This is a genomic window from uncultured Porphyromonas sp. (genome assembly GCF_934359325.1).
Lineage (GTDB): Bacteria > Bacteroidota > Bacteroidia > Bacteroidales > Porphyromonadaceae > Porphyromonas_A.
Map to the genome: position 1 here is coordinate 1 of NZ_CAKRLH010000118.1, position 4,975 is coordinate 4,975.

Annotated in this window: 4 protein-coding genes; 3 read left to right on the plus strand and 1 reads right to left on the minus strand. The window is 56.0% G+C overall.

Annotated features, from left to right (window positions below; translation table 11 throughout):
- Positions 1-1,877: TIM-barrel domain-containing protein (locus Q0F21_RS05235; protein WP_297238046.1), on the minus strand; the 1,877-nt coding region annotated here is incomplete at its 3' end.
- A 254-nt stretch (positions 1,878-2,131) separates the two neighbouring features.
- Here Q0F21_RS05235 and Q0F21_RS05240 point away from each other — a divergent pair.
- The 3 genes from Q0F21_RS05240 to Q0F21_RS05250 form a co-directional block, all read left to right on the plus strand.
- Positions 2,132-3,859, plus strand: coding sequence for a LysM peptidoglycan-binding domain-containing protein (locus tag Q0F21_RS05240; RefSeq protein WP_297238048.1), 1,728 nt, complete (start codon positions 2,132-2,134; stop codon positions 3,857-3,859).
- Positions 3,859-4,533, plus strand: coding sequence for a porin family protein (locus tag Q0F21_RS05245; protein WP_297238050.1), 675 nt, complete (start codon positions 3,859-3,861; stop codon positions 4,531-4,533). Before Q0F21_RS05240 ends, Q0F21_RS05245 begins: the two co-directional genes overlap by 1 nt.
- A gap of 17 nt (positions 4,534-4,550) precedes the next feature.
- On the plus strand, positions 4,551-4,975 hold a 425-nt coding region (locus Q0F21_RS05250; RefSeq protein ID WP_297238052.1), incomplete at its 3' end, for a helical backbone metal receptor.

Sequence of the window (4,975 nt, forward strand, 5' to 3'; positions counted from 1 at the left end):
TACCAGAGACCGATCGGCAGATAGATGCCGTGGCGCAGGTCATTCCCTTCCTTGTCGGGAGCTGTCTCCTTGTATATAGGTGCGATGAGGAGGCTCGGCCCGAGGAGGAACTGATACTTCGTTGCACTCCCAAGGGTATAGGGTGTTGCTTCCTCGTAAAACATCGGGCGCATAAGTGGTGTGCCCTCCAGCGTCTCATAGGCACAGCTGTACATGTATGGCAGGAGGGCAGACTTGAGCTTCAGGTAGGACCTATTGATCGATGTGGCCGGCTCTCCCAGTGCCATGGGGTACTTGGGATTGGTCCCCCAGCCATCCATATTGAGCTGAATGGGCGTGAAAGCCTTCCACTGGAAGTCACGGATATTCACCGGGAGATTACCCCCGCCAAAGATCCCGTCCATATCGGAGCTGATAAAGGGCATGCCCGAGAGACCACTGCCGATATAGGTAGGTATGTGGAAGCGGATGTACTCCCAGTCACCACCGGTCTGATCACCCGACCAGACCGTGCCGTAGCGCTGAGTGCCGGCCCATCCGTCCAGGGTTATGATGAATGGGCGAGCTCCTCTACCCTCACGGATCATGATCTCGGCGGCATCGGCGATCCCATTGAGACCAAAGGAGTAGCCTGCACCGACCCACGCCACATCGGTCTTGAGTACCCTCACGCCTGCGGTGCCTACCTCTTTATTGAGATCACGCTGCAGAAGTGGCTCGATGCCCTCGACCGGATGGAGGTCACTCTGGGTCCAGAGACCGATCTCTACACCATGCTTGTGCGCATAAGCGCCATACTGTCTCAGATTCTCTATGTTACCGTCCAGCGAGTCCTCCTGTCCGTAGCCGGCTCCGTAGCCGTCATTAGGCAGCACCCAGCCGAGCGGCATGTCGTGCCTGGCATAGCGGTCGATCACGGCGCGGGCAGAGAAGGGGTGATTATCCCGTTCGCCATTGAGCGACTCCTTGATGCCACCATTGTCCTTCTGACTCTCTACGTAGCGCTTCCCATCCTCCATAAGGATCCCCTTACCCGGCTCAGTGGTCTCGAGCCAGTAGTCGCGGTTATAGGCATTGAGGTGACCCTCGAGGTAGCCAAACTTCGGTATCAGTGCGGGTCTCCCTGTCAGAGTATAGTAGTCTGAGATGAGCTTGTCCGACGTGTCGCTCACCATCAGGAAGAGGTCCAGGTAGTCCTGACTATGCTGCAGGATGACCTGATCCTTGGTTTCTTCGCCAAAGTCATATCTCCCAGGGCGGAAGGTGTAGGCAAGGATTCCATAGCCGGCTGTGCTCCAGTAGAATGGGGTGGGGGAGGCTACACCTCCGTCGACCCAGTTATTGGTGTTCTCGATAGCAATAGACTGACCTCGATGAGAGAAACGACCATTCTGCACTCCGCCGCCATAGAAGTATTCGTTCTCTCCCATGGAGAGGAAGATTGTGCTAGATGCTTCCTTAAATACCGGTGCTTTCATCTCCCTCACGACGCTCTTGCCACTCCGAAGGTCGGTCACACTCATGAGACCTGTACTCAGCTCGGTGGTTATGGAGATCGCATCGGTGTAGATCACAGGATTACCCGACCGGTCTGTCGCCGTGGAGATCCTAAATGGAGTGGCGCTCCTCGGACGACTGGCTAAGATCTCTGCCGGAGGCTCCGAGACAGGCTCCTGCAGGGGTCTGCCCTTGGGATCCTGATAGATCCTGACGATATGATCGCTGTAGAAGTCCAGTATCCTCGTCTGCCCATTATCCATCGTAATGGTGATCGTGGATGGACCTGTTGGCTCGCATCGTGTGACCGTCTGAGCCTGGGTGGAAAGGCTCAGGATGAGGGCGAGAGTAGCTAAGATCAGTCGTGAAGAACGTCCCATGGTTTGTCTATTGAGTTGAATTGGTATCGAAGTATAAGAACTCCTGTGGATCCCCACGCAAAGGTACCAATAATCGCCTGTGTCCTCTCGCTTCGATCTATTACCGGTATCAGTATTTACTATTACCGGTAATAGTTGTCACTAATACCGGTAATAGAATTGTGGCGGAAAGGGGGCAATTCATTACCTTTGTGCCATTACCGAAGAGTGGCGCTCGTGCGCCGTGTACCTATCTCATTAGTATAGTATCTAAGATGAAGCGGAATATTGGGGGGCAACGAGTGAGACATACCATCTTCTGGATGTGTCTGGCACTATTCTTCTCCGTCGGGGAGCCGGCGCAGGCACAGACATCCACATCGCGTGTCCACGTGGTGCAGTCCGGAGAGACCCTGTATCGGATAGGTAAGCAGTATGGCGTCACCGTGGCAGACCTCTATCGGCTCAATCCTTCCGCTCGCCAGGGCATACGTGCCGGTGAGCGCCTGGTGCTGCCTGCCGGTGCTGCCTCCGGGACCACCACGGATGAGGAATTCTATGCGATCAAGAAGGGGGATACCCTCTACAGCATAGCGCGTCGGGCAGGCACCACGGTCAAGGAGCTGATGGCTCTCAATACCTTCCTCAAGTCCCCTGACGACATTGCAGCGGGTATGATCATCAAGCTCCCCGCCTACTCCTCGGGATCCTCCTCGTCACCTGATGCCAAGCCGGTCGAGCCTGCTGCGGCGGACAGCCTCAATGGCATCCGTCTTGAGACAGTCTCCGGAGGAGCCACGGTCTACTCCCTCGTCAAGGGTACCGCCTGGAGCGAGGAGGACTTCTATCGTTACAATCCCCAGGTGCTGGAGCGGGGACTGAGGGCCGGGGAGTCGGTCTTCCTCCCCGATGGCAGTATCCCCAATAATCTGGCAGCCCGGAGTGTTGTGGCCACTCGTCCCACCACCGGCACGGGTACGCTGGATGTAGTGCTCGCTCTCCCCTTCAGGCTCGATAGGGAGAGGCGCTTTGCCGACTACTACGAGGGGTTTCTGATGAGCGTGCTGGAGGCCAAGCGAGAGGGACGGGACATCAATCTCTACGTCTACAACTGTGATGACGTGGAGCTGCCGTCCACTAAGGTGGCGATCAGTAACCTCCCCGACGTGGATCTGATCATCGGAGGCGTCTCGGTTTCCTCCATCCGTCAGCTGAGTGAGCTCGCCAGGTACAAGCAAGCGACTTATGTGATCCCCTTCTCCTCCCGGGAGGTGGCTTCGTCACTCTCCGGGCGTGTCTATCAGATCAATACCCCCGCAGCGATGCTCTGCGACCAGGCGGCGGAGCGATTTATCCAGGCGTATGGATCATACCACGTACTCTTCGTCAATCCTATGCCGGGCGAGGAGGAGAGTCCCTTCGTGCTGGCACTCAAGAATAGGCTGCAGCTGGCGGGAAGCACGTACTCCGAGTGTGCTTCATCGAACTTTATGACCGGAGAGGACGTGTCCCGGCAGAGCTTAGGTCATCTGAGGGTGGTGGTCGTACCAGCCTCCTCATCCATCCAGGCAGCTCGCCAGGTGCTGAGTGCTATCGACAGTGCGCAGGAGGACCTTACGGAGAGCTCTGTGGTCACTGCCTTTGGCTATCCTGAGTGGCAGACCTATGCCTCCTCGCTTGGGAGACAGATGTATCGCGCAGAGGCTACATTCTTTACCACCTTCTTTATCTATCCGAGAGACAGTGCCTACCAGCGCTTCTCTGCGGACTACATGAAGTGGTTTGGTCACGGCACCGGTAATACCTTCCCCCGTTACTCTGCTCTCGGCTACGACACGGGGAGCTACTTCCTGCGGCACGATAAGGGGGCTGACTCCGCTTACAAGGGTGTGCAGTCGCTGCTAGACTTTGGCAAGAGTGTACCGATGAATAACGGAACAAGGAGTAATCAAGGGGTCTTCTTCGTCCGGTATAATAAGGATAATAGTGTGTCGCGCTTCTGATGAAAAGGCTTGCTCTCAACTTACTGCTAACCCTCCTGAGCCTGTCTCCTCTGAGACTGGGAGCGGAGGAATGGGGAAAGCTGCTCATCGGACCGACCGGTGGGGTCAGTTTCTCCACGGTCACCTTTCGCCCCATCATCAATCAGAAGCCCTACCTCGGCTACAGCGGTGGGGTGGCACTGAGGTACGATGTGGAGAGCTATGCCGGTGTGCTGGTGGAGGTGAATTACTGGAAACGCGGCTGGGTCGAGGCACCTGAGGACTACCCGCAGTACACCTATAAGCGCCACCTCTCCTACGTGCATGTGCCGATCATGACGCACTTCATGATCGGTGGAGCCCGAAGCCACTTCAAGATAACCATCGATGCTGGCTCCCACTTCGGGTACAAGCTGGACGAGCGTGAGGATGAGCAGATCGAGGAGAACTTCGACCCCACTACCATGCGCCGCGTCTATCGGGAGCACCACGGACATGAGCTGGATCATAACTTCTGGTGGGGTGTCGGTGGTGGTGTCGGAGCTGAGTACCATATGCGTCATCTCGTGGTTGGACTGAGAGGAGGCTATCTCTATAATCTGGGGGAACTCTTTGATAACAGTCGGACTTCGCTCTTTGGGACCTCCTCTGAGCAGGTGATAGATGTCCGTACTTACGTCCTATATCGCTTCTAATTCAGATAATCATAGCTATGAGACGACTCTTCTCTCTCTTAGTCTGCCTCTTCGTCGGATGCTACTCCCTGATGGCGACCACTCCAAGGAGGATTGTTTCCCTCGCTCCCTCCCTCACACGGTCACTCTACTACCTCGATGCGGCTGATGAGATCGTTGGATGCACCAGTTACTGTATGGCGGCTGGACGCAAGGGGGTAACGGTGATAGCTAGTGCAGTCAAGACAAGCCCCGAGGCTATTGTGGCTCTCAAGCCTGACCTGATCGTCGCTACCTCGCTCACCCGACAGAGTGACCTGGAGACCCTTCGGAAGCTTGGACTCGAGGTGGTCACCTATCGATCCGGAACCACCCTGGATGAAATATGTGACCAATTTGTCGACCTAGGTAAGAGGATTGGTAAGGAGGCTGAGGCGATTAGGTTAGTCGAGGCTTCCAAGGT

Excerpts from the sequence above, each read along its gene's own strand:
- Q0F21_RS05240 (WP_297238048.1), top strand. The coding sequence starts at position 2,132 with ATGAAGCGGAATATTGGGGGGCAACGAGTGAGACATACCATCTTCTGG.
- Q0F21_RS05245 (WP_297238050.1), top strand. The coding sequence starts at position 3,859 with ATGAAAAGGCTTGCTCTCAACTTACTGCTAACCCTCCTGAGCCTGTCT.